General features: G+C 62.3%; 22 protein-coding genes. 15 read left to right on the top strand and 7 right to left on the bottom strand.

The window, feature by feature from the left end:
• Nucleotides 1–148 precede the first annotated feature (148 nt).
• The 3 genes from ACQKPS_RS22100 to ACQKPS_RS22090 all read right to left on the bottom strand — a co-directional run bounded on the left by ACQKPS_RS22100 (nucleotide 149) and on the right by ACQKPS_RS22090 (nucleotide 5,914).
• On the bottom strand, nucleotides 149–2,959 hold the full coding sequence (locus ACQKPS_RS22100; RefSeq protein WP_427605627.1) for an FAD-binding and (Fe-S)-binding domain-containing protein: 2,811 nt from the start codon (nucleotides 2,957–2,959) through the stop codon (nucleotides 149–151).
• Between the two features lie 75 nt (nucleotides 2,960–3,034).
• Nucleotides 3,035–4,180 (bottom strand): FMN-dependent L-lactate dehydrogenase LldD, encoded by a 1,146-nt coding sequence (lldD, locus tag ACQKPS_RS22095; RefSeq protein WP_186601120.1) that lies wholly within the window; start codon nucleotides 4,178–4,180, stop codon nucleotides 3,035–3,037.
• Nucleotides 4,181–4,243: 63 nt separating this feature from the next.
• Nucleotides 4,244–5,914, bottom strand: a complete 1,671-nt coding sequence (locus ACQKPS_RS22090) for a lactate permease LctP family transporter (RefSeq protein WP_427605626.1) — start codon at nucleotides 5,912–5,914, stop codon at nucleotides 4,244–4,246.
• 256 nt (nucleotides 5,915–6,170) lie between these two features.
• Here ACQKPS_RS22090 and ACQKPS_RS22085 point away from each other — a divergent pair, with 256 nt between their 5' ends.
• Entirely contained in the window at nucleotides 6,171–6,938 is a 768-nt protein-coding gene (locus tag ACQKPS_RS22085) for an FCD domain-containing protein (protein ID WP_254481507.1), read from the top strand.
• Nucleotides 6,939–7,061: 123 nt separating this feature from the next.
• Here the strand turns inward: ACQKPS_RS22085 and smpB are convergent, their stop codons facing one another.
• Nucleotides 7,062–7,544, bottom strand: coding sequence for an SsrA-binding protein SmpB (gene smpB / locus ACQKPS_RS22080; RefSeq protein ID WP_003249914.1), 483 nt, complete (start codon nucleotides 7,542–7,544; stop codon nucleotides 7,062–7,064).
• 163 nt (nucleotides 7,545–7,707) lie between these two features.
• On the opposite strand from smpB, the gene ACQKPS_RS22075 reads away from it, so the two are divergent.
• The gene (locus tag ACQKPS_RS22075; protein WP_054885654.1) at nucleotides 7,708–8,142 is read left to right on the top strand and encodes a type II toxin-antitoxin system RatA family toxin; all 435 of its coding nucleotides are present in this window, start codon (nucleotides 7,708–7,710) and stop codon (nucleotides 8,140–8,142) included.
• The gene (locus tag ACQKPS_RS22070) at nucleotides 8,135–8,425 is read left to right on the top strand and encodes an RnfH family protein (protein ID WP_254481506.1); all 291 of its coding nucleotides are present in this window, start codon (nucleotides 8,135–8,137) and stop codon (nucleotides 8,423–8,425) included. Before ACQKPS_RS22075 ends, ACQKPS_RS22070 begins: the two co-directional genes overlap by 8 nt.
• Nucleotides 8,426–8,485: 60 nt before the next feature.
• On the opposite strand, the gene ACQKPS_RS22065 is transcribed toward ACQKPS_RS22070, so the two are convergent.
• Nucleotides 8,486–9,019: an outer membrane protein assembly factor BamE gene (locus ACQKPS_RS22065; protein WP_054885652.1), complete on the bottom strand. Its 534-nt coding sequence runs from the start codon at nucleotides 9,017–9,019 to the stop codon at nucleotides 8,486–8,488.
• A 97-nt stretch (nucleotides 9,020–9,116) separates the two neighbouring features.
• On the opposite strand from ACQKPS_RS22065, the gene fur reads away from it, so the two are divergent.
• Nucleotides 9,117–9,521, top strand: a complete 405-nt coding sequence (gene fur, locus ACQKPS_RS22060) for a ferric iron uptake transcriptional regulator (RefSeq protein WP_046788147.1) — start codon at nucleotides 9,117–9,119, stop codon at nucleotides 9,519–9,521.
• Nucleotides 9,522–9,592: 71 nt separating this feature from the next.
• Here fur and recN read toward each other — a convergent pair whose 3' ends face one another.
• Complete coding sequence (gene recN, locus ACQKPS_RS22055) at nucleotides 9,593–11,266, bottom strand: DNA repair protein RecN (protein ID WP_254481505.1); 1,674 nt, start codon at nucleotides 11,264–11,266, stop codon at nucleotides 9,593–9,595.
• Between the two features lie 191 nt (nucleotides 11,267–11,457).
• Here recN and grpE point away from each other — a divergent pair, with 191 nt between their 5' ends.
• The 8 genes from grpE (at nucleotide 11,458) to ACQKPS_RS22015 (ending at nucleotide 21,874) form a co-directional block, all read left to right on the top strand.
• Nucleotides 11,458–12,012: a nucleotide exchange factor GrpE gene (gene grpE, locus ACQKPS_RS22050; protein ID WP_283725372.1), complete on the top strand. Its 555-nt coding sequence runs from the start codon at nucleotides 11,458–11,460 to the stop codon at nucleotides 12,010–12,012.
• Nucleotides 12,013–12,116: 104 nt separating this feature from the next.
• Nucleotides 12,117–14,042 (top strand): molecular chaperone DnaK, encoded by a 1,926-nt coding sequence (gene dnaK, locus ACQKPS_RS22045; RefSeq protein WP_283725371.1) that lies wholly within the window; start codon nucleotides 12,117–12,119, stop codon nucleotides 14,040–14,042.
• Nucleotides 14,043–14,239: 197 nt separating this feature from the next.
• The gene (gene dnaJ / locus ACQKPS_RS22040; RefSeq protein WP_110639666.1) at nucleotides 14,240–15,358 is read left to right on the top strand and encodes a molecular chaperone DnaJ; all 1,119 of its coding nucleotides are present in this window, start codon (nucleotides 14,240–14,242) and stop codon (nucleotides 15,356–15,358) included.
• 14 nt (nucleotides 15,359–15,372) lie between these two features.
• Nucleotides 15,373–16,176 carry a 4-hydroxy-tetrahydrodipicolinate reductase gene (gene dapB, locus ACQKPS_RS22035; RefSeq protein ID WP_186601125.1) on the top strand — a complete coding sequence of 268 codons (804 nt, stop codon included), beginning with the start codon at nucleotides 15,373–15,375 and terminating at the stop codon, nucleotides 16,174–16,176.
• A 327-nt stretch (nucleotides 16,177–16,503) separates the two neighbouring features.
• Nucleotides 16,504–17,640, top strand: a complete 1,137-nt coding sequence (carA, locus tag ACQKPS_RS22030) for a glutamine-hydrolyzing carbamoyl-phosphate synthase small subunit (RefSeq protein ID WP_003249935.1) — start codon at nucleotides 16,504–16,506, stop codon at nucleotides 17,638–17,640.
• A 106-nt stretch (nucleotides 17,641–17,746) separates the two neighbouring features.
• Entirely contained in the window at nucleotides 17,747–20,968 is a 3,222-nt protein-coding gene (carB, locus tag ACQKPS_RS22025) for a carbamoyl-phosphate synthase large subunit (RefSeq protein ID WP_254481501.1), read from the top strand.
• Complete coding sequence (greA, locus tag ACQKPS_RS22020; protein ID WP_254481500.1) at nucleotides 20,965–21,447, top strand: transcription elongation factor GreA; 483 nt, start codon at nucleotides 20,965–20,967, stop codon at nucleotides 21,445–21,447. Before carB ends, greA begins: the two co-directional genes overlap by 4 nt.
• Entirely contained in the window at nucleotides 21,425–21,874 is a 450-nt protein-coding gene (locus ACQKPS_RS22015) for an MFS transporter (RefSeq protein ID WP_254481499.1), read from the top strand. Before greA ends, ACQKPS_RS22015 begins: the two co-directional genes overlap by 23 nt.
• Before the next feature lie 12 nt (nucleotides 21,875–21,886).
• Here ACQKPS_RS22015 and yhbY read toward each other — a convergent pair whose 3' ends face one another.
• Nucleotides 21,887–22,195, bottom strand: a complete 309-nt coding sequence (gene yhbY, locus ACQKPS_RS22010) for a ribosome assembly RNA-binding protein YhbY (RefSeq protein ID WP_427605625.1) — start codon at nucleotides 22,193–22,195, stop codon at nucleotides 21,887–21,889.
• Nucleotides 22,196–22,297: 102 nt separating this feature from the next.
• On the opposite strand from yhbY, the gene rlmE reads away from it, so the two are divergent.
• The 3 genes from rlmE to folP all read left to right on the top strand — a co-directional run bounded on the left by rlmE (nucleotide 22,298) and on the right by folP (nucleotide 25,890).
• Nucleotides 22,298–22,924 (top strand): 23S rRNA (uridine(2552)-2'-O)-methyltransferase RlmE, encoded by a 627-nt coding sequence (gene rlmE / locus ACQKPS_RS22005; RefSeq protein WP_054885642.1) that lies wholly within the window; start codon nucleotides 22,298–22,300, stop codon nucleotides 22,922–22,924.
• Nucleotides 22,925–23,125: 201 nt separating this feature from the next.
• Complete coding sequence (gene ftsH, locus ACQKPS_RS22000; protein ID WP_254481498.1) at nucleotides 23,126–25,030, top strand: ATP-dependent zinc metalloprotease FtsH; 1,905 nt, start codon at nucleotides 23,126–23,128, stop codon at nucleotides 25,028–25,030.
• A gap of 8 nt (nucleotides 25,031–25,038) precedes the next feature.
• Complete coding sequence (folP, locus tag ACQKPS_RS21995; protein WP_254481497.1) at nucleotides 25,039–25,890, top strand: dihydropteroate synthase; 852 nt, start codon at nucleotides 25,039–25,041, stop codon at nucleotides 25,888–25,890.
• The last annotated feature ends 13 nt before the right edge of the window (nucleotides 25,891–25,903 follow it).

The raw sequence follows: 25,903 nt of genomic DNA, 5'->3' as shown, positions 1-25,903 counted from the left end.
GAAGTGGGCCTGTAAGGGTGGACTGCCGCGGTTTGGTGAGGGTTCAATCGGGTGATGGCTTGGTGGCCGGATGGTGATGGCACGGGCTTCGCCTGTGTTCGCGGGTAGACCCGCTCCCGCAGGGGCCGCAGCGCGGCCCTGGGGCTGGTCAGATGCTGCGTGGGCGGGTGACGCGGTCTACCAGGTAGACCAGGCCGTGGTAGTCGATGCCGCTGTGGCTGGACAGGCCGATTTCACAGGTGCGGCTGGTGGAGATGCCTTCGCTGCAATACTGCACCGCATCCTTCAGGCTGCGCAGTGAGTGAGCGTTGAGCTCGGGTGTGGTGAAGCCCTTGTCGCCAGCGAATCCGCAACAATGAATGCCTTCCGGAATTACCACCTGCTTGCTGCAACGGCGTGCCAGGTCAATCAATGCCTGGCTTTCGCCCAGATGCTGGGTGCTGCAGGTCACATGTACGGCCACGGGCTCGTCCTGGGGGCTGAACTCCAGTTTGTCGACCAGGTGGGTGCGGATGAAGCGCACCGGGTCATACAGGTCCAGCCGGGTTTCGCCCAGGTCCTGCACCAGGCGCAGGGTGCACGGGCTGGTATCGCAGTAGATCGGGTCGAGGCCGCCGCGGCTGGCGTGGAGCAGGGCGTTGAGCAGTTCCTGGCGCTTGTGTTCGGCTTGCTCGGGGTAGCCCTTGGAGGCGAACGGCTGGCCGCAGCAGAGGCTGTCGGCGTTGTCCGGAAAGACTACTTGGTAACCGGCCTTTTCCAGCAGGGCGCGGGTCTTGTCGAGCAGCGAGCTTTGCTCGCGGTCGGCGTAGGCCGGGCCCATCACGCGCGAAACACAGGCGGCAAGGTAGACCACGCGGGGCCGGGCGTCGTTGCTCGCCGGGCCGAAGTCCAGCGTGCGCAGCGGTTGTGGCAGGGCCGGTGTCCACTGTGGCAGGCGGCCTTTGCTGGCCTTGCTCAGCGCTGCACTGATGCGCCCGAGGCGTGGTGCGCCGAGTAGCTTGCGGGCGCTGTTGGCGGCGGTGAGGGTAAAGCGGGCGCCGCCCAGCGCGGTGTGGAAATGTTCGGCCAGCCAATCGGCGGTCTTGGCATGGTCGGCGGCCTGGCTGCGCAGTTTCTTCACCAGCTCGCCGGTGTTGATGCCGACCGGGCAGCGCTGGGCGCACAGGCCGGTGGCGGCGCAGGTGTCGATGCCTTGGTATTGGTAGCTTTGCAGCAGGGCGCGGGTGTCGATGCCAGCGCGCTTCTTCGCCTGGATGTCGCGCCACATGACGATGCGCTGGCGTGGGCTGAGGGTCAGGCCCTTGGAGGGGCAGACCGGCTCGCAGAAGCCGCACTCGATGCACTTGTCGACGATTTCGTCAGCGGCGGGCAGCGGCTTGAGGTTTTTCAGGTGAATGTCCGGATCTTCGCTCAGCACCACATCGGGGTTGAGGATGCCGTTGGGGTCGAGCAGGCGCTTGAGTTTCCACATCAATTGATAAGCATCAGCGCCCCATTCCAGCGCCACGAACGGCGCCATGTTGCGGCCGGTGCCGTGCTCGGCCTTGAGCGAGCCGCCGAACTCGACGGCCACCAGCTGTGCCACGTCGTCCATGAAGGCCTGGTACCGGGCGACTTCCTCGGCGCTGTTGAAGCCCTGGGTGAAGACGAAGTGCAGGTTACCCTCCAGCGCGTGGCCGAAGATGATCGCCTCGTCGTAGTGGTGCTTGTCGAACAGCTGGATCAGCCGCTTGACGCCCTCGGCCAGTTGCTCGACGGGGAAGGTGACGTCTTCGATGATCACCGTGGTGCCGGTCTGGCGCACGGCACCGACGGCAGGGAAGGTGTCTTTGCGGATTTTCCACAACTGGTTGTACACGGCCGGGTCTTCGCTGAAGTCGACCTTCTGCTCCAGCGGGTAGTCGGCGATCGAGGCCATCACCCGCTGCAGTTGTTCGTGCAGCAGGCTCTGGCTGGCGGCGCGGGACTCGATCAGCAGGGCGCAGGCGTTGGCTGACAGGGCTTTGACCCACAGCGGCATGCCTGGCATGTTCTGCACCGAACGCAGGCTGCGGCGGTCGAGCAGTTCGACGGCGGACACTGGCTGGCGCTTGAGCACGGTGACGGCGCGGCAGCAGCTTTCCACGCAGGGGAACACCAGCAGCGCGCTGGCCTTGTGCGGATGGTCGGGCACGGTGTTGTAGGTGACGGCGCTGATGAAGCCCAGGGTGCCTTCGGAACCGACCAGCAGGTGCTGCAGGATATCCAGTGGTTGGTCGTAGTCCACCAGTGCGTTGAGTGACAGGCCAGTGGTGTTCTTCAGCCGGTATTTGTGCCGGATGCGGTCGGCCAGTTCGGTGTTGGCGCGGGTTTCGCGGCCCAGCCGCGCAAGCGCTTCGAGCAGTTCGGCGTGGCTGCTTTCAAAGGCAGCGACACTGGCGGGGTCTTCGCTGTCCAGGCGGGTGCCATCAGCCAGCACCAGGCGCAGGCCGGCGAGGGTGTGGTAGGTGTTCTGCGCGGTACCGCAGCACATGCCGCTGGCGTTGTTGGCGACGATGCCGCCGATCTTGCAGGCGTTGATCGAAGCCGGGTCGGGGCCGATCTTGCGCCCGTACGGGGCCAGCCAGGCGTTGGCCTGGGCGCCGATGACGCCGGGTTGCAGGCGGATCTGCTCGCCCTGGCCGCGGATCTCTTTGCCTCCCCAGTTGTCGCCGAGCACGATCAGCACCGAGTCGCTGATGGCCTGGCCGGACAGGCTGGTGCCCGCAGCGCGGAAGGTTACCGGCACGCGATCGCGCTGGGCCAGTTGAATCAGCCCGACCACTTCGTCTTCGGACTCGACGCGCACCACTAGCTTGGGGATCAGCCGATAGAAGCTGGCGTCGGTACCGAAGGCCAGGGTGGAGGTCGGGTCGTCGAACCGGCGCTCGGCCGGGATAAGGCGCTCGGCATCGCGCAGGAACGCAGCGGGCAGGCTCATGCAATCTCCTCGCGGGGCCGCAGTGTCTGCTGCGCAGCGTGCCCCGGTCATTCAGGCGGTACGGTTGGCAGGCGCTCAGGCGCCCAGTTCGCGGACCAGCGAATCGCGGGTGATCTCGCTGATCGACTTGGCGCCGGTCAGCACCATGGCCACGCGCATTTCCTTCTCGAACAGTTCGAGCAGGTTCTTTACCCCGGCCTGGCCATGCACGGCCAGGGCCCACAGGAAGGCGCGGCCAATCAGCACGGTGTCGGCGCCGAGGGCGATCATGCGCACCACGTCGAGGCCGCTGCGGATACCGGAGTCGGCGAGGATCTTCAGGTCGCCTTTGACCGCGTCGGCAATCGCCGGCAGGGCACGGGCGCTCGACAGCACGCCGTCGAGCTGGCGGCCGCCGTGGTTGGAGACGACGATGCCGTCGGCGCCGAACTTGACCGCGTCACGGGCGTCGTCGGCGTCGAGGATGCCCTTGATGATCATCGGGCCATCCCAGAATTCGCGGATCCACTCCAGGTCCTTCCACGAGATCGACGGGTCGAAGTTGTTGCCGAGCCAGCCGATGTAGTCGGCCAGACCCGTTGGGTTGCCACGGTACTTGGAGATGTTGCCCAGGTCGTGCGGGCGGCCCATCACGCCAACGTCCCACGCCCATTCGGGGTGGGTCATGGCCTGCAGCACGCGGCGCATCGGGCCATTCGCGCCGCTCATGCCGGAGTGGGCATCGCGGTAGCGGGCACCGGGCACGGGCATGTCGACGGTGAACACCAGGGTCTTCACCCCAGCGGCCTTGGCCCGCTCCAGGGCGTTGCGCATGAAACCGCGGTCTTTGAGCACATACAGCTGGAACCACATCGGCCGGTCGATGGCGGGCGCCACTTCTTCGATCGGGCACACCGACACCGTCGACATGGTAAACGGAATGCCGTGGGCTGCCGCTGCACGCGCCGCCTGCACTTCACCACGGCGGGCGTACATGCCGGTGAGGCCGACCGGGGCCAGGGCCACGGGCATGCTCAGGGTCTCGTCGAACAGCCTGGTTTCCAGGCTCAGCTCGGACATGTTCTTCAGCACGCGCTGGCGCAGGGCGATGCTGGCCAGGTCCGAGACGTTGTGGCGCAGGGTGTGCTCGGCGTAGGCCCCGCCGTCGGCATAGTGGAAGAGGAAAGGAGGCAGCTTGCGTTGGGCCGCGGCGCGATAGTCGGTGGAGGCGGAAATGATCATGGATTCTCGCAGCGTGGGTTGAAGGAGATGCCGGGCGCGTAAGGGCGCCCGGCCCCTTTCACTTTAGTGATGAACCAGCATGCCGGTCAGCCAGTAGGCCTGGATCAGGGTGATCAGGCCGACGATGGTGGCGAAGAACAGGCTGTGCTTGACGGTGAAGCGGAACAAGTCGGATTCCTTGCCGACCAGCCCGGTTGCGGCGCAGGCCACGGCGATCGACTGTGGCGAGATCATCTTGCCGGTTACGCCGCCGCTGGTGTTGGCCGCGACCAGCAGGGTGTCGTTGACCCCGATCTGGTGAGCGGTGGTGGCCTGCAGCGAGCTGAACAGGGCGTTGGACGAGGTGTCGGAACCGGTCAGGAACACGCCCAGCCAGCCGAGGAACGGCGAGAAGAACGGGAACGCGGCGCCGGTGCCGGCCAGGACCAGGGCCAGGGTCGAGGACATGCCCGAATAGTTGGTGACGAAGGCGAAGGCCAGCACCATGCCGATCGACAGGATCGGCCAGCGCAGTTCCCACAGGGTCTCTTTGAAAGTGGTCAGACCAGTTTTGAAGTTGATCTTCAACACCCACATGGAGACCAGAGCGGAGAGGAAGATCGCGGTGCCGGTGGCGGAAATCGGATCGAGCTTGAACACCGCCGGCATGGCGGTTGGCGCGGTAACGATCGGCACAGTCTTGATCATCAGCTGGTCAAGGTGCGGGATGGCGAAATTGAACACGAAGTTGTACATCGCGCCGCCTGGGGCGAAGGCCGCTTTGAATGGCTTCAGCGTCCAGATTGTCACCAGCACGGTGAGGATCAGGAACGGCGACCAGGCCTTGAAGATCTCGCCGAAGCTGTACGGGGTCGGCTGGCTGCCGCTTGGCTGCACCACGGCGGCGCCGACGCTGGCTTTGGCTTCGGCGAACGAGCGCTTGGGCTGCCAGACTTTCAGGAACAGGGTCAGGCAGATCAGGCTGGCCAGGGCCGAGGTGATGTCGGGCAGCTCTGGGCCAATGAAGTTCGAGGTGAAGTACTGGGTGACGGCGAAGCTCAGGCCGGCGACCAGGGCGGCAGGCCAGGTTTCCTTCACGCCGCGCAGGCCGTCCATCATGAACACCAGCCAGAACGGTACGAACAGCGACAGCAGCGGCAATTGGCGGCCGGTCATGGCGCCGATGTGGAAGGCGTCGATACCGGTGACCTGGCCGGCCACGATGATCGGGATGCCCAGGGCGCCGAAGGCCACCGGCGCGGTATTGGCAATCAGGCAAAGGCCGGCTGCGTACAGCGGGTTGAAGCCCAGCCCCACCAGCAACGCGGCGGTGATGGCCACCGGCGCACCGAAGCCGGCCGCGCCTTCGAGGAAGGCACCGAAGCAGAAGCCGATCAGCAGTACCTGCAGGCGCTGGTCATCGGTAATCGACAGCACCGAGCTGCGGATCACTTCGAACTGGCCGCTCTTGACCGTGAGTTTGTACAGGAACACCGCGGCAACGATGATCCAGGCAATCGGCCAGAGGCCGTAGAGGAAGCCATACCCTGCGGCAGCGAGGGCCATGTCGACAGGCATCTGGAAGGCAAAGATCGCCACCAGGATCGACAGCGCCAGGGTGATGCTGCCAGCCACGTGGCCTTTGAGGCGGAACACGGCCAGGGCCAGGAAGAAGAACACGATGGGGATGACCGCCGCCAGTGCGGACAGGCCGAGACTACCAAGCGGGGTATAGAGTTGTTGCCAGGTTTGCATATGGGGTGGCCCCTAATTGTTGTTGGTCAGGCACTGGCATTGGATAATTGGTAAGACCAATTTACAATGGCTGGTCGCTAGGTTAAAAGCGCTGTCGTGGGTGTGTCAATTTGTCCTGTGCAAAACTTTGGTCGCAGTTCGATGAACGGGCAGCTGCTCACCGGCGAAAACCGTCGTCTGATGCGTGCTGGCGCGGCACGGATCGGCGAGAATAGGCGCTCGGCGTAAATTGGCCGGGGTTTGTGGAGAGCATGTGATGGTTTTTGATCAGGTCCGCCAACGGCGCCTGTCCGACGATATCGTCGATCGGTTGGAAGGGATGATTCTGGAAGGCACGCTGACCTCTGGGCAGCGGCTGCCGGCCGAGCGCGTCCTGGCCGAGCAGTTCGGTGTGTCGCGTCCGTCACTGCGTGAGGCGATCCAGAAGCTGGTGGCCAAGGGTCTGCTGGTGAGCCGCCAGGGTGGCGGCAATTACGTAGCCGAATCGCTCGGCTCGACCTTCAGCGACCCCCTGTTGCAGTTGCTCGAGCACAGCGCCGAAGCGCAGCGCGACCTGCTTGAGTTTCGCCATACCCTGGAGGCGTCATGCGCTTACTACGCAGCCCTGCGTGCCACCGAGCCTGATCGTGCGCGGCTGAAAGCGGCGTTCGATGCTCTGCAGGACTGCTATGCGCGGGCTGACGAGGTGACGCGGGCGGAGGAGGGCGCGGCCGATGCGCGCTTCCACCTGGCGATTGCCGAGGCCAGCCATAACGCGGTGTTGCTGCATACGATCCGTGGCTTGTTCGACCTGCTCAAGCGCAATGTGGTGACCAACATTGGTGGCATGTACCAGCAGCGTACGGAAACACGCGACATGCTGATCAGTCAGCACCGCGAGTTGTACCAGGCGATTGTCGAGGGCAGGGCGGAGGAGGCGCGGGAGGTGTCCAGCCGGCACATTCTGTATGTGCAGGAAGTGCTGGAAGAGGCGCAGGACGAGGCCCAGCGGGTGGCGCGGGCAGAGCGGCGCAGCGGGCGCTGAGCTCGGCGTGGGATTCTTCGCGGGTAAACCCGCTCCCACAGGTACTGCGCAGGTTTCAGGCCCTGTGCAGTCCCTGTGGGAGCGGGCTTGCCCGCGAAGAGGCCAGAACAGGCTAAAGGAGATTTACTCTTCCTTGCCCTTGTTCCGCACCGCACGCTGCAGCTCGCGGTTGGAGTCGCGTTCGCGCATGGTGTCGCGCTTGTCGAACTCCTTCTTGCCCTTGCCAAGCGCGATCTCGCACTTGATCAGGTGCTTGCTCCAGTACAGCGCCAAGGCCACGCAGGTGTAGCCTTTTTGCGCCACGGCGGCTTCCACGCGCTCGAGCTCGCGCTTGTTCAGCAGCAGCTTGCGGGTGCGCGTGGGGTCGGCGATGACGTGGGTGCTGGCGGTGGTCAGCGGGGTGATGTGGCTGCCGAACAGCCAGGCTTCGCCATCCTTGAGCAGCACGTAGCTGTCGGTCAGGTGCGCCTTGCCGGCCCGCAGGCTCTTTACTTCCCAGCCGGACAGGACCAGCCCGGCCTCGAACTTGTGTTCGATGAAGTAATCGTGTCGCGCCTTTTTGTTTTGCGCGATGGTCCCGGTCGGATGTTTCTTTTGTTTAGCCATAGGGGCGGCATTATAGGCAAGACATCACGTGGTCGGCTATGGGATTTCGGTGTGCTTGAGCCACTGCAATGAATACCGGACAATACAAGGCCTGTTCTATGCACAGAACCTGTTTTCGGCACGCTGCGAAGCGCCGCCAACCAGCCTTGGAAGTGACGCCTGGATGACTACCCATATTCAACGTTCCGCCCTGCTGCCGTACCCTGCCCAGGCGCTCTACGATCTGGTCAACGATGTGGCCAGCTACCCTGAATTCCTGCCCTGGTGCTCGGCCTCGACGGTGATCGAGGCCAGCGACACGCACATGCGGGCGAAGCTGGAAGTGGCCAAGGGCGGCATGAGCCAGCAGTTCGTCACCCGCAATATATTGGTGCCGGGGCAGTCCATCGAAATGAACCTGGAAGAGGGGCCATTCACGCAGCTGCATGGCCTGTGGGTGTTCAAGCCGCTCGGCGAAAAAGCCTGCAAGATCAGCCTGGACCTGACCTTCGACTACGCCGGCGCGATCGTGCGCGCCACGCTCGGGCCGCTGTTCAACCAGGCGGCCAACACCCTGGTCGATGCGTTCTGCCAGCGTGCCAAGCAGCTCAATGGTTAAGGTCGAAGTGGCCTACGCCACGGCCGAGCGCCAGTGGTTGTTGGCCTGTGAAGTGCCGGACGGTGCGACAGTGCGTGAAGCGTTGCGCCTGTCCGGGATCGCCGGGCAAGTGACAGGGCTGGATATCGCGCGCTGTCCGGTGGGCATTTTCGGCAAAGTGGTGGCGGATGCGCAGGAGCGCTTAGTCGAGGAGGGGGACCGCCTGGAGATCTATCGGCCTCTGCTGCTCGACCCTGTCGAGGCGCGCAGGCAGCGCGCTGCGAAGGCGAAGGCCAAGCGCTAGTTGAGCAGACGGTAATAAAAAGCCCGGACCATGGTCCGGGCTTTTTCATCTGGCCGGCAATTACTGTGGCGAAGTTTCCAGCGGTGCCGGAGTCGGCACTGGGGTGGTCTCGATGGTGTCGATCTCGCGCTGGATGGACTCTTCCGTCGAGCCTGGCTTGGCCGGCTTCTCTTCCGGCTGCGGCTTGGCCTGCTCTGGCTGGGTGGCAGGGCTGACCGTGGTGGTATTGCTGCCGCCGAGGATTTCCTGGTCGCGGCTCACGCCTGGCATGAAGTCGCCGGACAGGCTGACCAGTTGGTCGCTGTCGTTGAAGAAAATGCTCATCCGTTCCTGCTGACGAGTGCCGCCACCAGGTTGCAGGCTGTACAGGTAGTCCCAACGATTGGTGTTGAAGGTGTCCTGCAGCAGCGGGTTGCCCATGATAAACCTTACTTGCCGACGGGTCATTCCGGGGCGTAATTGGTCTATCATGTCTTGCGTGACGACATTGCCCTGCTGGATGTCGATTTTGTAAACCCCGGGAAACGAGCAACCGGCGAGTGCGAGCAGTCCCGCGAGGGCGAGGCTGTTTAGCAAGAGCTTGGTGTTTTGCATCGGTGGGCGACTTCCACTATCTTGGCTGGACAACGTAAACCCCGATCATACCCGTATTAAGAGAAGCTGCGAAGCAGCATCGGCGAGAAAGCTGACCATGGTTGAAAATAGCGAATTGCGCAAAGCCGGTCTCAAGGTGACCCTGCCTCGAGTCAAGATCCTTCAGATGCTCGACTCGACCGAGCAACGTCACATGAGCGCCGAGGATGTCTACAAGGCGCTGATGGAGGCTGGCGAGGACGTCGGTCTGGCAACCGTCTATCGCGTACTGACCCAGTTCGAAGCGGCTGGTCTGGTGGTGCGCCACAACTTCGACGGTGGCCACGCGGTGTTCGAGCTGGCTGACGGCGGTCACCACGACCATATGGTCAACGTGGATACCAGTGAAGTTATCGAGTTCATGGATGCAGAGATTGAACGCCGCCAGAAAGAAATCGTGGCCGAACATGGCTACGAGCTCGTGGACCACAATCTGGTCCTCTATGTGCGTAAGAAAAAGTAACGATTTAGCGCGTTATGAATGACAAAGGCGACCTTCGGGTCGCCTTTGTGCTTTCTGTAGGAGCGGCAGTATCAGGCCTTGCCGGAAACCACCATTTTGCGGGCGTGGGCCAGGGATTCCTTGGTCAGGTCGATGCCGCCAAGCATCCGCGCCACTTCCTCGACACGCTCGCGTTTGCCCAGGCTGGCGACTGCGGTGTGGGTGGTGTCGCTGTTGCGCACCTTGTGCACGAACAGGTGATGGTGCCCTTGCGCGGCCACTTGCGGCAGGTGGGTCACGGTCAGTACCTGGCCGCGCTCGCCCAGGCGGCGTAGCAACTGGCCGACGATTTCGGCAGTCGGGCCGCCGATGCCGACGTCCACTTCGTCGAATACCAGGGTCGGAATGCGCGAGGTCTGCGCCGTGATTACCTGGATTGCCAGGCTGATGCGGGAGAGCTCGCCCCCGGACGCGACCTTGGCCAGGCCCTTGAGCGGCTGCCCGGGGTTGGCGCTGACCAGCAATTCGACCTGTTCCAGGCCGTGGGGCGACAGATCATTGCCTTCATTGGGGGTAAGTTCGATGCAGAACCGCCCACCCGGCATGCCCAGGCGCTGGATTTCGTGCTCCACGGCGACGGCCAGCTGTTTGGCTGCCTGCTGGCGAAGTGCACTCAGCTCCAGCGCCTTCTCTTTATAGTGCTGGGCAAAGGCGTCAAGCTCCTCGCCCAGTCGTTCGATCGACTCGTCGCTGGCATTCAGGCCTTCGAGTTCGTCCATCAGCTGTTGCTGCAGGTGTGGCAGCTCGGTGGGGTGTACGCGGTGCTTGCGCGCCAGGGTGTAGATCGTATCGAGGCGCTCTTCAAGGGCTTGAAGGCGCATGGGGTCGGCGTCGAAGTTGTCGAGGAAGCGGTTGAGTTCGCCCACCGCTTCTTCTACCTGAATCTGTGCACTGGCGAGCATGTTGGCGGCCTCGCCCAGCGCGCGCGGGGCGTTCGCTGCAGCGCCGAGGCGGTTGAGGCTGGAAGTGAGCGCGCTGAGCACATTGCCTGAATCGCTTTCGCTGCACTGGTCGATGACCTGACGGCAGATGCCGAACAGGGCCTCTGCGTTGGTCAGGTTCTTGTGTTCCTGCTCCAGTTGTTCCAGTTCGTTTTCGCCCAGGCCCAGATTGTCCAGCTCTTCCAGCTGGTAGCTGAGCAGTTGATGGCGGGCGCGTTGCTCGTCGCCGGAATTGCTCAGCCGCTCCAGCTCCAGGCGGGTCTGGTTCCAGCGTTTGGCGGCCAGCTGCACCTGCCGGGAGAGGTCGATGGCGCCAGCGTATTCGTCTACCAAGCGGCGGTGGGTGTCGGTCTTGAGCAGAGACTGGTGTTCATGCTGGCTGTGGATGTCGATCAGCAGCTCGCCCAGCGCCTTGAGGTCGCCGAGCGGGCAGGGTGTGCCGTTGATGTAGCCGCGGCTGCGGCCTTCGGCGGTGATGACGCGGCGCAGGATACACAGCCCGTCGGTGTCCAGGTCGCGCTCGGCCAGCCAGGCATGGGCTTCGGGGATGTCCACCAGGTCGAACGTGGCAAGGATGTCCGCCTTGTCGGTGCCGGGGCGCACCACGCCGCTGTCGGCGCGGTCGCCCAGGGCCAGGCCGAGGGCGTCGAGCATGATCGATTTGCCCGCACCGGTCTCGCCGGTGATGACCGACATGCCACGGGCGATTTCAAGGTCGAGGTGCTCGACGATGGCGTAGTTGTGAATGGACAGGTGCACCAGCATGGGGGCGGCTCCCGAAGTTCAGGTCTGGTTATTTATACAGTACTTTTTTCGGCCCTGCCAATGCCCTCTGGCGGATTCTGTTGCGGCCGGCAAAACCCACGTGCCCCTTGAAGCTGGTTTTTCCGGCCCCATATAGCCGGCAGACACGGCGAGCTTTGCTCGTACAACCGAAATTGCGGAGGAGAGAACCCATGGCTGACGAACAGCTGAATGAAAAAGACCTTAATGCCGAAGAGGCTGGTGCAGTGGATAGCGGCGCCCGCGTTCAGGAGCTCGAGGAGCAGCTGGCCGCCGCCAAGGATCAGTCCCTGCGTGTCGCTGCAGAAGCGCAGAACAGCATTCGTCGCGCCGAGCAGGAAGTCGACAAGGCCCGCAAGTTCGCTCTCGAGAAATTCGCTGGCGACCTGCTGCCAGTCATTGACAGCCTGGAAATGGCCCTGTCGCACCTCAACCCCGAGGACGAACAGGTCAAGAACACGCGTGAAGGCGTCGAGCTGACCCTGAAGATGTTCCAGGACACCCTCAAGCGCTACAACCTCGAAGCCATCGACCCGCACGGGCAGCCATTCAACCCTGAGCACCATCAGGCCATGGCCATGCAGGAAAATGCCGAGGTCGAGCCGAACAGCGTGCTCAACGTGTTCCAGAAGGGCTACCTGCTCAACGGCCGCCTGCTGCGCCCTGCCATGGTGGTGGTCAGCAAGGCGCCAGCGGCAGCGCAACCTTCTATCGATGAGAAGGCTTGAAATCCTCCGGGGCATCCCCATCTAGGTGTCAAGCGTTCAAGTATTACTGCAGTTGGCCACGACCGTAGCCGCTGCCGCCAAATTCAAGTTTCGGGAGAGTAAACATGGGCAAAATCATCGGTATCGACCTGGGGACCACCAACTCGTGCGTCTCCATTCTGGAAAACGGTAACGTCAAGGTCATCGAAAACGCCGAAGGCGCGCGTACTACCCCTTCGATCGTGGCCTACGCCAACGACGGTGAAATCCTGGTTGGCCAGTCGGCCAAGCGCCAGGCCGTCACCAACCCGCACAACACCCTGTTCGCAGTGAAGCGCCTGATTGGCCGTCGCTTCGAAGAAGATGTCGTGCAAAAAGACATCAAGCTGGTTCCCTACAAGATCGTCAAAGCCAATAACGGCGACGCCTGGGTTGAAGCCAGCGGCAAGGAAATGGCGCCGCCGCAGATCAGCGCCGAAGTCCTGAAGAAAATGAAGAAGACCGCCGAAGACTACCTCGGCGAGGCCGTGACCGAAGCGGTCATCACCGTTCCGGCCTACTTCAACGACAGTCAGCGTCAGGCTACCAAGGACGCCGGCCGCATCGCTGGCCTGGACGTAAAACGCATCATCAACGAGCCGACCGCCGCTGCACTGGCCTATGGCATGGACAAGGCCAAGGGCGACCACACCGTCATCGTTTATGACCTGGGTGGTGGTACCTTCGACGTTTCGGTCATCGAAATCGCCGAAGTCGACGGTGAGCACCAGTTCGAAGTACTGGCCACCAACGGCGACACCTTCCTCGGTGGCGAAGACTTCGACATGCGCCTGATCGACTACCTCGTCGACGAGTTCAAGAAAGAGTCCGGCATGGACCTGAAGAACGATCCTCTGGCCCTGCAGCGTCTGAAAGAAGCTGCTGAAAAGGCCAAGATCGAGCTGTCTTCGGCACAATCGACCGATGTCAACCTGCCGTACATCACTGCAGATGCCACCGGTCCCAAGCACCTGAACGTGAAGATTTCCCGCGCCAAGCTGGAGTCGCTGGTCGAAGACCTGGTCAAGCGTACCATCGAGCCTTGCCGCATCGCCCTGAAAGACGCGGGCATCGACGCCAGCAAGATCGACGACGTGATCCTGGTCGGTGGCCAGACCCGTATGCCGATGGTGCAGAAGGCCGTTGCCGACTTCTTCGGCAAAGAAGCGCGCAAGGACGTCAACCCGGACGAAGCCGTGGCCATGGGTGCTGCCATTCAGGGCGCCGTGCTGGCCGGTGACGTGAAGGACGTGCTGCTGCTGGACGTCAGCCCGCTGACCTTGGGTATCGAGACCATGGGCGGCGTAATGACCGCGCTGATCGAGAAGAACACCACCATTCCGACCAAGAAGTCGCAGGTGTTCTCGACCGCCGACGACAACCAGAGCGCCGTGACCATTCACGTGCTGCAAGGCGAGCGCAAGCAGGCCGCGCAGAACAAGTCGCTGGGCAAGTTCGACCTGGCCGAGATTCCGCCAGCGCCTCGCGGCGTACCGCAGATCGAAGTGACCTTCGACATCGACGCCAACGGCATCCTGCACGTGGGCGCCAAGGACAAGGCCACCGGCAAGACTCAGTCGATCGTGATCAAGGCCAACTCCGGCCTGTCTGACGAGGAAATCGAGCGCATGGTGCGTGACGCCGAGGCCAACGCCGAGGAAGACCGCAAGTTCGAAGAGCTGGCCGCTGCTCGTAACCAGGGTGATGCGCTGGTCCACTCGACCCGCAAGATGGTTGCAGACGCCGGTGACAAGGTCACTGCTGAAGAGAAGGCCGCGATCGAAGCTGCCGTGGTCGCCCTGGAAGCCGCTGTCAAAGGCGACGACAAGGCTGCCATCGACGCCAAGGTCGAAGAACTGTCCAAGGTATCGGCTCCGGTTGCTCAGAAGATGTACGCCGAGCAGCAGGCCGAACAGCCTCAGGGTGGCGCACAGCAAGCCGAGCCGGAAGCCAAGCACGACGACGTGGTTGACGCCGAGTTCGAAGAAGTGAAAGGCGACGACAAGAAGTAATCGTTGCCTGCTGTCGAGCCGTTCACTGGTTGATGCCGGTGAGCTGGTAGGATGTCGCCGCGCGGGGGCTTGCTCCCGCGTTGGCGTATCTGGAATTCGAGATTTTTTACAGCATTTGTCGGGGCCATTCGTGGTGTGCAGGCAGGTGCTGATGGCGCGGCGCAGATGCCTGACGCCCAACAAGGTGCAAATGACCTATGTCCAAGCGTGATTATTATGAGGTCCTGGGTGTCGAGCGCGGCGCCAGCGAAGCTGACCTCAAGAAGGCTTACCGCCGACTGGCGATGAAGTACCACCCGGACCGCAATCCGGGCGATAAAGAGTCGGAAGACAAGTTCAAGGAGGCCAACGAGGCCTACGAAGTACTGTCCGATGCGAGCAAGCGTGCGGCGTTCGACCAGTACGGTCATGCCGGTGTCGACCCGAGCATGGGTGGCGGTGGTGCCGGCTTCGGCGGCGCCAACTTCTCCGACATTTTCGGCGACGTTTTCAGCGACTTCTTCGGCGGCGGCCGCGGTGGTGGACGTGGCGGCGCCCAGCGCGGCAGCGACCTGCGCTACACCCTGGAGCTGAACCTGGAAGAGGCGGTGCGCGGCACCACGGTCAGTATTCGCGTGCCGACCCTGGTCAACTGCAAGCCGTGCGACGGCTCCGGCGCCAAGAAGGGTTCGACCCCGTCGACCTGCCCGACCTGCGGCGGCATCGGCCAGGTGCGCATGCAGCAAGGCTTCTTCTCGGTACAGCAGACCTGCCCACGCTGCCACGGCCAGGGCAAGATCATCACCGATCCATGCACCTCGTGCCATGGCGAGGGCCGTGTCGAGGAATACAAGACCCTGTCGGTCAAAGTGCCGGCGGGCGTCGATACCGGCGACCGCATCCGTCTGTCCGGCGAGGGCGAGGCGGGCACCCATGGTGGTCCGACTGGCGATCTGTATGTGGTGATCAACGTGCGCGAGCACGAGATCTTCCAGCGTGACGGCAAGCACCTCTATTGCGAAGTGCCGATCAGCTACACCGATGCCGCACTTGGTGGCGAGCTGGAAGTGCCGACCCTCGATGGTCGCGTGAAGCTCAAGATTCCGGAAGGTACCCAGACGGGCAAGCAGTTCCGCTTGCGTGGCAAGGGTGTCGCCCCGGTTCGCGGTGGTGGTGCCGGTGACCTGCTGTGCCGCGTAGCGGTCGAGACCCCGGTCAACCTGACCCGTCGCCAGCGCGAACTGCTCGAAGAGCTGCGCAGCTCGCTGGAAGGTGACAACTCGCCCAAGGCCAGCGGCTGGTTCGATGGCGTTAAGCGCTTCTTCGGCGATCTCTGACAAGGAAAATGGCTATGCGACGTATTGCAGTGATGGGCGCAGCAGGGCGGATGGGCAAGACCCTCATCGAAGCCGTTCAGCAAACCCCGGGCGCGGGGCTGACGGCGGCGATCGATCGTCCGGACAGCTCGCTGGTCGGGGCGGATGCCGGCGAGCTGGCAGCGCTCGGTCGTATCGGTGTGCTGCTTTCGGACGACCTGGCCAAGGTTGCCGATGAATTCGACGTGCTGATCGACTTCACTCACCCGTCGGTGACGCTGAAGAACCTGGCGTTCTGCCGCAAGCACGGCAAGGCGATGATCATCGGTACCACCGGTTTTACCGCCGAGGAGAAGCAGCTGCTTGCCGAAGCGGGCAAAGATATCCCGATCGTGTTTGCCGCCAACTTCAGCGTGGGTGTCAATCTCAGCCTCAAGCTGTTGGACATGGCTGCACGGGTATTGGGTGACGATGTCGACATCGAGATCATCGAGGCGCACCACCGGCACAAGGTCGATGCCCCGTCGGGCACCGCGCTGCGCATGGGTGAAGTGGTTGCCAATGCGCTGGGGCGCGATCTGCAGGAAGTGGCGGTGTATGGACGTGAAGGCCAGACCGGCGCGCGTGATCGCCAGACCATCGGCTTTGCCACCGTGCGTGCCGGCGATGTCGTTGGTGACCACACCGTGCTGTTTGCCGCTGAAGGCGAGCGCCTGGAAATCACCCACAAGGCCTCCAGCCGCATGACCTTTGCCAAGGGTGCGGTGCGTGCGGCGCTGTGGCTGGATGGGCGCGAGCCGGGCCTGTACGACATGCAGGACGTGCTCGAGCTGCGCTGAGCCGTCAGAACGGTGCTGGCTTCTTCGCGGGCTTGCCCGCTCCCGCAGGAATCATGTAGGGCTCAGGCTTTGCGCGGTGCCGGTGGGAGCGGGTTTACCCGCGAAGCAGGCGACGCCGATGTCAGTCTGTCGCATTGATGTGTTTTAGAGGCACATATGCGGTAGACCGAAAACGCACTTTTCTGTAAGCTACAGCTTTAGTGTGTCCACTAAAAGCGCGCAGCGAATTGAATTCAGCACATGAAAGCGGGGTGACGTGTCCATACGTCACTCCGCTTTTTTGCAACCTGCGATCGCCCTTTCATGCTTGACTTACGGGAGGTCTTCTTGACAAAGCCAGCCATACTCGCCCTTGCCGACGGCAGTATTTTCCGCGGTGAAGCCATCGGTGCCGACGGTCAGACCGTTGGTGAGGTGGTATTCAACACCGCTATGACCGGCTACCAGGAAATCCTTACAGACCCTTCCTACGCGCAGCAAATCGTAACCCTGACCTATCCGCACATCGGCAACACCGGCACTACGCCGGAGGACGCCGAGTCGAACCGTGTCTGGTCCGCTGGCCTGGTTATCCGTGACCTGCCGCTGCTGGCCAGCAACTGGCGTAATACCCAGTCGTTGCCTGAGTACCTCAAGGCCAACAATGTCGTCGCCATCGCCGGTATCGACACCCGTCGCCTGACCCGTATCCTGCGCGAAAAAGGCGCTCAGAACGGCTGCATCCTGGCAGGTGACAACATCAGCGAAGAGGCCGCCATCGCGGCCGCCCGCGGCTTCCCTGGCCTGAAGGGCATGGACCTGGCCAAGGTCGTTTCCACCAAGGAACGCTACGAGTGGCGCTCCAGCGTGTGGGAGCTGAAAACCGACAGCCACCCGACCATCGATGCTGCCGACCTCCCGTACCACGTGGTCGCCTTCGACTACGGCGTCAAGCTGAACATCCTGCGCATGCTGGTCGCCCGCGGCTGCCGCGTGACCGTGGTGCCTGCCCAGACCCCGGCCAGCGAAGTGCTGGCACTGAATCCGGATGGTGTGTTCCTGTCCAACGGCCCTGGTGATCCGGAGCCATGCGACTACGCGATCCAGGCGATCAAGGAAATCCTCGAAACCGAGATTCCGGTATTCGGCATCTGCCTCGGCCACCAACTGCTGGCCCTGGCCTCCGGCGCCAAGACCGTGAAGATGGGCCATGGCCATCACGGTGCCAACCACCCGGTCCAGGACCTGGACACCGGCGTGGTCATGATCACCAGCCAGAACCACGGTTTCGCCGTTGATGAAGCCACCCTGCCGGGCAATGTCCGCGCCATCCACAAGTCGCTGTTCGACGGCACCCTGCAGGGTATCGAGCGCACCGACAAGAGCGCGTTCAGCTTCCAGGGCCACCCTGAAGCGAGCCCAGGCCCGACCGATGTCGCGCCACTGTTCGATCGTTTCACCGATGCCATGGCCAAGCGCCGCTGAGCATCCTGCATCAAGGCCCCGGGCCGGCTCGCGCCGCGCCCGGAAGCGCCTGACCCAGATTGTTCAAGACGGCTTGCCGACTGACCCGCGGATTTGAGTGACAACCATGCCAAAACGTACAGACATCAAAAGCATCCTGATTCTCGGCGCTGGCCCGATCGTGATCGGCCAGGCCTGCGAATTCGACTATTCCGGCGCCCAGGCCTGCAAAGCCCTGCGCGAGGAAGGTTTCCGCGTCATCCTGGTGAACTCCAACCCGGCCACCATCATGACCGACCCGGCCATGGCCGACGCCACCTACATCGAGCCGATCAAGTGGCAGTCGGTGGCCAAGATCATCGAAAAAGAGCGTCCAGATGCGGTGCTGCCGACCATGGGTGGCCAGACTGCATTGAACTGCGCCCTGGACCTGGAGCGCCACGGCGTTCTGGAAAAGTTCGGTGTAGAGATGATCGGCGCCAATGCCGACACCATCGACAAGGCTGAAGACCGTTCGCGCTTCGACAAGGCCATGAAGGACATCGGCCTGGAGTGCCCGCGCTCCGGTATCGCCCACAGCATGGAAGAGGCCAATGCAGTGCTCGAGAAGCTCGGCTTCCCGTGCATCATTCGTCCATCGTTCACCATGGGCGGCACTGGCGGCGGTATCGCCTACAACCGCGAAGAATTCGAAGAAATCTGCACCCGTGGCCTGGACCTGTCGCCGACCAAAGAGCTGCTGATCGACGAATCGCTGATCGGCTGGAAGGAATACGAGATGGAGGTGGTCCGCGACAAGAAGGACAACTGCATCATCGTTTGCTCCATCGAGAACTTCGACCCGATGGGCGTGCACACTGGTGACTCGATCACCGTGGCGCCGGCGCAGACCCTGACCGACAAGGAATACCAGATCATGCGCAACGCCTCGCTGGCGGTGCTGCGTGAAATCGGTGTCGAAACCGGCGGCTCCAACGTGCAGTTCGGTATCTGCCCGAACACTGGCCGCATGGTCGTGATCGAGATGAACCCGCGTGTTTCGCGTTCGTCCGCCCTGGCTTCCAAGGCCACCGGCTTCCCGATCGCCAAGATCGCTGCCAAGCTGGCCATCGGTTACACCCTCGACGAACTGCAGAACGACATCACCGGCGGCCGCACCCCGGCGTCCTTCGAGCCGTCGATCGACTACGTCGTGACCAAGCTGCCACGCTTCGCCTTCGAGAAATTCCCGAAAGCCGACGCCCGCCTGACCACCCAGATGAAATCCGTGGGTGAAGTCATGGCCATCGGCCGCACCTTCCAGGAATCCCTGCAGAAAGCCCTGCGCGGTCTGGAAGTCGGCGCCTGCGGCCTCGACCCGAAAGTCGACCTGGCAAGCCCGGAAGCTGCCAGCATCCTCAAGCGCGAACTGACCGTGCCGGGTGCCGAGCGTATCTGGTACGTCGCCGACGCCATGCGTTCGGGCATGACCTGTGAAGAGATCTTCGCACTGACCGGCATCGACATGTGGTTCCTGGTGCAGATGGAAGACCTGATCAAGGAAGAAGAGAAGGTCAAGACCCTGGCGCTGTCGTCGATCGACAAGGACTACATGCTGCGCCTCAAGCGCAAGGGCTTCTCGGACCAGCGCCTGGCCAAGCTGCTGGGCATCACCGACAAGAACCTGCGTCGCCACCGCCACAAGCTGGAAGTGTTCCCGGTGTACAAGCGCGTCGACACCTGCGCCGCCGAGTTCGCCACCGACACCGCCTATCTGTACTCGACCTACGAGGAAGAGTGCGAGGCCAACCCGTCGACCCGCGACAAGATCATGATCCTGGGTGGCGGCCCGAACCGTATCGGCCAAGGTATCGAGTTCGACTACTGCTGCGTGCACGCTGCACTGGCGCTGCGTGAAGACGGTTACGAGACCATCATGGTCAACTGCAACCCGGAAACCGTCTCCACCGACTACGACACCTCCGACCGCCTGTACTTCGAGCCGCTGACCCTGGAAGACGTGCTGGAAGTCTGCCGCGTCGAGAAGCCGAAGGGCGTCATCGTTCACTACGGCGGCCAGACCCCGCTGAAACTGGCTCGCGCCCTGGAAGAAGCCGGCGTACCGATCATCGGTACCAGCCCGGACGCCATTGACCGTGCCGAAGACCGCGAACGCTTCCAGCAGATGGTTCAGCGCCTGAGCCTGCTGCAGCCGCCAAACGCCACCGTGCGCAGCGAAGAGGAAGCCATCAGCGCTGCGGGTGGCATCGGTTACCCGCTGGTAGTGCGCCCATCCTATGTGCTGGGTGGTCGCGCCATGGAGATCGTCTACGAACTGGACGAACTCAAGCGCTACCTGCGTGAAGCCGTACAGGTTTCCAACGACAGCCCGGTATTGCTCGACCACTTCCTCAACTGCGCCATCGAGATGGATGTGGATGCAGTTTGCGACGGCACCGACGTGGTGATCGGCGCGATCATGCAGCACATCGAGCAGGCCGGCGTTCACTCCGGTGACTCGGCGTGCTCGCTGCCGCCTTACTCGCTGAGCAAGGAAGTGCAGGACGAAGTCCGCGTACAGGTCAAGAAAATGGCCCTGGAACTGGGCGTCGTCGGCTTGATGAACGTGCAGCTGGCCCTGCAGGGCGACAAGATCTACGTGATCGAAGTCAACCCGCGCGCCTCGCGTACCGTACCGTTCGTGTCCAAGTGCATCGGCACCTCCCTGGCCATGATCGCTGCTCGCGTAATGGCTGGCAAAACCCTGAAAGAGCTGGGCTTCACCCAGGAAATCATCCCGAACTTCTACAGCGTCAAGGAAGCCGTCTTCCCGTTCGCCAAGTTCCCAGGGGTTGACCCGATCCTCGGCCCTGAGATGAAATCGACCGGTGAAGTCATGGGTGTCGGTGACAGCTTCGGTGAAGCGTTCGCCAAGGCTCAGATGGGGGCCAGCGAAGTGCTGCCGACCGGCGGTACTGCGTTCATCAGTGTGCGTGACGACGATAAGCCGCAAGTAGCTGGCGTTGCCCGCGATCTGATCGCCCTGGGCTTCGAAGTGGTTGCAACTGCAGGCACCGCCAAGGTCATCGAAGCGGCAGGCCTGAAAGTGCGCCGTGTGAACAAGGTGACCGAAGGTCGTCCGCACGTGGTCGACATGATCAAGAACGACGAAGTGTCGTTGATCATCAATACCACCGAAGGCCGCCAGTCGATCGCCGATTCCTACTCGATTCGTCGCAATGCGCTGCAGCACAAGATCTACTGCACCACTACCATTGCGGCTGGTGAAGCCATCTGCGAGGCGCTGAAATTCGGTCCCGAGAAGACTGTTCGTCGCCTGCAGGATTTGCATGCAGGACTCAAAGCATGAGCATTACCAAGTACCCGATGACCGTCCAGGGCGCCCGCGCCCTGGAAGAGGAGCTGGCCTTCCTGAGCAAGACCGAGCGCCCACGCCTGAGCCAGGCCATTGGCGAAGCGCGTGAGCTGGGTGACCTCAAGGAAAACGCTGAATACCATGCTGCCCGTGAAGAGCAGGGCATGGTCGAAGCGCGCATCCGCGATATCGAAGGCCGTCTGCAGAACTCGGTGGTGATCGATGTCACCACCATCGCCCACACCGGCAAAGTGATTTTCGGCACCACCGTGGTGCTGGCCAACACCGAGACCGATGACGAGGTGACTTACCAGATCGTCGGCGAAGATGAAGCCGACGTGAAACAAGGCAAACTTTCGAGCAGCGCACCGATCGCCCGTGCCATCATTGGCAAGGAAGAAGGTGACACCGTGGTGGTGAAGACGCCAAGCGGTACGGTCGAGTACGAGATTGTCGAAGTCAAACACATCTGACCGGCGCCTGCGGGCGCCATCCCTCGAGGGGATCCTCTGGCAACTGGCCCAGGTTTTCTGGGTTGGCGGCTTGTGGGTGTTCCATGTGGGGTTGGTGCCGGCGCTGAAGGTCAGTGGCCTTGCACCCTTGCTGGTGCAGGACGTCGCCGGGCAGATCGACCGCTGGTTGATCGGTGTAGCGTTGCTTGGCTTGTTGACCCAGCTGGCGGTACTGGCGAGGGTGGACGGCCTGGTGGCCTGGTGGCGGCAGTTTCGCGGTCAGATGCTGTTGTTGGGCTTCGCAGCCTGCGTGGGATATTACACCTTGCGCTACGGCATCTCGGTCGGCGAGCGCTGGCAGATGTTCTGTTTTCTCGTGTTGGGCTTCTCCGGCATCGTGCTGGTGGCCCAACCGGTCCCGGTCAGGGCGCGCCAGGCGCGCCACTGATCGGAGCCACCGTCACTTGTAACGGTGGATGTTGGACAGCTGCTTGTTCGGCTGCGGATTCTTGCGATAGATCAGTGCCTTCTTGCCGATGGTCTGAACCAGTTCGGCGCGGCCGGCCTTGCACAGTTCGACAATGACGACGGCGCGTTCTTCGCGATCTTCCGAGCGGATTTCGACCTTGATCAGTTCGTGATCGACCAGCGCGCGCTCCAGTTCGGCGATCACGCCTTCGTTCAAGCCGTTGCCAGCTACGATCAGGACCGGCTTCAGGTCATGACCAATGGACTTGTATTGCTTCTTCTGCTCGTTATTGAGCGGCATAATCTGACCCTTTCCGTCTGATTCTGTAAAATTGACCGGCATTTTACCCGAGGGCCACCGGCTCCGCCCAGTCAATCACGACGCATATCATCGAGGTGCCCCGTGGTACAACGTTCCAAAAGCAGCGCAAACTGGCTGCGAGAGCATTTTAACGATCCCTTTGTGAAGCAGGCGCAGAAGGATGGCTACCGCTCGCGTGCGAGCTACAAATTGCTGGAGATTCAGGAGAAAGACCGCCTGATCCGTCCCGGCATGAGCGTGATCGACCTCGGCGCGGCCCCCGGAGGCTGGTCGCAGGTGACCAGTCGTCTGATTGGTGGCCAGGGGCGCCTGATCGCCTCTGACATCCTGGAGATGGACTCGATCCCCGACGTGACCTTCATCCAGGGAGACTTCACCCAGGATGAAGTACTGCAGCAGATCCTTCAGGCGGTCGGTGATTCGCACGTAGACCTTGTGATTTCCGACATGGCCCCCAATATGAGTGGTACGCCCGCGGTGGATATGCCGCGAGCCATGTTTCTCTGTGAGCTGGCCCTGGACCTGGCGACCCGCGTGCTCAAGCCGGGCGGGGACTTCCTGATCAAGATTTTCCAGGGCGAAGGCTTCGACATGTACCTCAAGGACGTGCGCAGCAAATTCGACAAGGTGCAGATGCGCAAGCCGTCGTCCTCGCGCGACCGCTCCCGCGAACAGTACTTGCTGGGCAGGGGTTTCAAAGGGGCATGAGGCGTATTGCGGGGTGGCTGATAGTTAATTCCAATCGGCTGCCCCGTCTGGATTGTCCGAACTTCGTGTAGTCTAGGTTTCACAAAGGGTTACAGACGGTGCCTGCGGATGCGTAGGTAATGTAGTAAGTTAGGGCGATGAATATCATGCGAGGCACGGCTGCGTCGTGCGCCGGCCTCAGAGGGTAGCGAATTGAACGACATGGCAAAGAATCTGATCCTGTGGTTGATCATCGCAGCTGTCCTGGTGACGGTGATGAACAACTTCTCCAGCCCTAACGAGCCGCAGACCCTCAACTATTCCGACTTCATCCAGCAGGTCAAGGATGGCAAGGTCGAGCGTGTGACCGTCGATGGCTACATCATTACTGGCAAGCGCGCCGACGGTGACAACTTCAAGACCGTGCGCCCGGCCATTACCGACAATGGCCTGATCGGCGACCTGGTCGACAACCATGTGGTCATCGAAGGCAAGCAGCCGGAGCAGCAGAGCATCTGGACTCAGCTCTTGGTGGCAAGCTTTCCGATCCTGGTGATCATCGCCGTGTTCATGTTCTTCATGCGCCAGATGCAAGGTGGTGCAGGCGGCAAGGGCGGGCCAATGAGCTTCGGCAAGAGCAAGGCGCGCCTGCTTTCCGAAGACCAGGTCAAGACTACCCTTGCTGACGTCGCCGGTTGCGACGAGGCCAAGGAAGAGGTCGGCGAACTGGTCGAATTCCTGCGCGACCCGGGCAAGTTCCAGCGCCTGGGTGGTCGTATCCCGCGCGGCGTGCTGATGGTCGGCCCGCCTGGTACCGGTAAGACCCTGCTGGCCAAGGCCATTGCCGGTGAGGCCAAGGTACCGTTCTTCACCATCTCCGGTTCCGACTTCGTCGAGATGTTCGTCGGTGTAGGTGCAAGCCGGGTGCGTGACATGTTCGAACAGGCCAAGAAGCATGCGCCGTGCATCATCTTCATCGATGAGATCGACGCTGTTGGTCGCCACCGTGGCGCCGGCATGGGCGGTGGTCACGACGAGCGGGAGCAGACCCTCAACCAGCTGCTGGTTGAAATGGACGGCTTCGAAATGAACGATGGCATCATCGTCATTGCCGCCACCAACCGCCCGGACGTGCTCGACCCTGCGCTGCTGCGTCCTGGTCGTTTCGACCGTCAGGTCGTGGTCGGCCTGCCGGATATCCGTGGCCGTGAGCAAATTCTCAAGGTGCACATGCGCAAGGTGCCGATCGGCGAAAACGTCAATCCGGCCGTCATTGCCCGTGGTACCCCGGGCTTCTCCGGTGCCGACCTGGCCAACCTGGTCAACGAGGCATCGCTGTTCGCCGCCCGCTCCAACAAGCGCCTGGTCGAAATGAAAGAGTTCGAACTGGCCAAGGACAAGATCATGATGGGCGCCGAGCGCAAGACCATGGTCATGTCCGAGAAGGAGAAGAGGAACACCGCCTATCACGAGGCTGGTCACGCTATTGTCGGTCGCCTGGTGCCTGAGCACGATCCGGTCTACAAGGTTTCGATCATCCCCCGTGGTCGTGCTCTGGGTGTCACCATGTTCCTGCCGGAAGAGGACCGCTACAGTCTGTCCAAGCGTGCGCTGATCAGCCAGATCTGCTCGCTGTACGGCGGCCGGATCGCCGAGGAGATGACCTTGGGCTTCGATGGCGTTACCACGGGTGCGTCCAACGACATCATGCGAGCCAGCCAGATCGCTCGCAACATGGTCACCAAGTGGGGCCTGTCGGAAAAACTCGGTCCGCTGATGTATGCCGAAGAGGAGGGCGAGGTGTTCCTCGGTCGCAGTGCCGCCAGCCAGCACGCCAGCGTTTCTGGCGAGACGGCGAAGCTGATCGACTCCGAAGTGCGCAGCATCATCGACCAGTGCTATGCCACTGCCAAGCAGCTGCTTATCGATAACCGCGACAAGCTGGAGGCGATGACCGAAGCCTTGATGAAGTACGAGACCATTGATGCCGATCAGATCGACGACATCATGGCGGGCCGTACTCCGCGTGAGCCCCGTGATTGGGATGATGACAAGGATTCGGGCGCGCCGACTGCCCAGAATGATCGCCCGGAATCGCCGATCGGCGGCCCCGCAGCTCAACACTAAGGGCATCTATGAGCTCATTGCTGTACCCGACCCGGTTGCCTTGCGGCAACCGGGTTCTTGATCTTTCCCGTACCCATGTCATGGGTATTCTCAATATCACGCCTGACTCCTTCTCCGATGGCGGGCGCTTCAATCAGCGCGACGAGGCGTTGCGCCATGCCGAGGCGATGATCGCGGCAGGGGCGACGCTGATCGATATCGGTGGCGAGTCGACCCGTCCCGGAGCGCGTGCGGTTTCGGTCACCGAAGAGATCGAGCGCGTGGCGCCGATGGTCGAGGCCATCAACAATCGCTTCGACGTGGTCATATCGGTCGATACCTCAACGCCTGCGGTCATTCGCGAGTCGGCACGGTTGGGTGCTGGCCTGATCAACGACGTGCGTGCCCTGGAGCGCGATGGTGCTCTGGATGCGGCGGCGGACACCGGCTTGCCGGTTTGCCTGATGCACATGCGTGGTGAACCCGGGAACATGCAGGACGATCCGCATTACGAAGATGTGACTGCCGACGTAACGCGCTATCTTGAACAGCGGATGGCCGCTTGCGCAGCGGTGGGCATCCCCGCTGAACGCATCATTCTTGACCCAGGCTTCGGTTTCGCCAAGACACTCGCGCACAACCTCAGCTTGTTCAAACACATGGAAGCGCTCTACCGCCTGGGGCGCCCGCTGCTGGTGGGCGTGTCGCGCAAGAGCATGATCGGCCTGACGCTGAACCGTCCGGTCGGTGAGCGACTGTATGGCAGCCTCGCGCTGGCGGCTCTGGCCATGACCAAGGGGGCCAGTATCCTGCGCGTCCATGACGTGGCCGAGACCATCGACGTGGTGCGCATGATTGCCGCCGTACAGAACGCCGAATAAAAAGATTGGAGTC

The organism is Pseudomonas sp. NPDC086566 (assembly GCF_050280885.1).
Classification (GTDB): Bacteria; Pseudomonadota; Gammaproteobacteria; order Pseudomonadales; family Pseudomonadaceae; genus Aquipseudomonas; species Aquipseudomonas vlassakiae.
The sequence above is the reverse complement of the archived record's forward strand: the minus strand, read 5'-3'. Positions and strand labels throughout refer to the sequence as shown.